Source organism: Staphylococcus borealis (assembly GCF_001224225.1).
In the GTDB taxonomy this organism is placed as follows: domain Bacteria; phylum Bacillota; class Bacilli; order Staphylococcales; family Staphylococcaceae; genus Staphylococcus; species Staphylococcus borealis.
Genome location: NZ_CUEE01000026.1, coordinates 1 through 1,020 on the forward strand (window position 1 = coordinate 1; position 1,020 = coordinate 1,020).

1 pseudogene is annotated in these 1,020 nt (G+C 41.4%); it reads right to left on the reverse strand.

Annotation, left to right across the window (positions count from 1 at the left end):
* Positions 1-1,020: pseudogene (locus AK212_RS13700) on the reverse strand (YSIRK signal domain/LPXTG anchor domain surface protein); the annotation flags it as partial.

Sequence of the window (1,020 nt, forward strand, 5' to 3'; positions counted from 1 at the left end):
CTCAACACGTGTATTCGGGTCTGTCGTTACTGTAATTGGTGTTTGAGTTGTTGCTTTACCAGTTAAATCATTTGTCACAACTGGTTCCGTCGGAGGTGTAGTATCTGTTGCTTTCTTTGGTGCAGAAGTTGAGACATTTGGATGTTCCGCATTATCATAAGCTTTCGCAGTTACATTACCTTCCGGTATAGGTTGAGTTGGCGTAATGATGACATGACCATTAGCACCTGTAGTCCCTGTTCCAATTACGTGATTATCTTTATCTAATAACTCAATACGAGTATTCGGATCAGAAGATACGTCAACAGGTGTTCGAGTAGTCGCCTTACCAGTTAAATCAGTATTAACGATTGGACTACCTGGAGGCGTTGTATCAGTCGCTTTCTTTGGTTGAGAAAGTGAACTGTTCGGATGTTCTGCATTATCAGTCGCTTTAGCACGTACATTACCTTCAGGGATAGGCACCGTTGGTGTAATTGTAACTCGACCAGTACTATCTGTCGTACCCGAACCAATTACATGATTATCTTTATCAAGTAAATCAACATGAGTATTTGGATCCGTTGTAACCGTAATTGGTGTTTGAGTTGTTGCTTTACCAGTTAAATCATTTGTCACAACTGGTTCCGTCGGAGGTGTAGTATCTGTTGCTTTCTTAGGTGCAGAAGTTGAGACATTTGGATGTTCCGCATTATCGTAAGCTTTCGCAGTTACATTACCTTCCGGTATAGGTTGGGTTGGCGTAATGATGACATGACCATTAGCACCTGTCGTACCTGTTCCAATTACATGATTATCTTTATCTAATAACTCAATACGAGTATTCGGATCAGAAGACACATCAACTGGAGTTTGAGTTGTTGCTTTACCAGTTAAATCAGTATTAACGATTGGGCTACCTGGAGGTGTGGTGTCAGTCGCTTTTTTCGGTTGAGAAGTAGAACTATTTGGATGTTCTGCATTATCAGTCGCTTTAGCACGTACATTACCTTCAGGGATAGGCACCGTTGGTGTAATCGT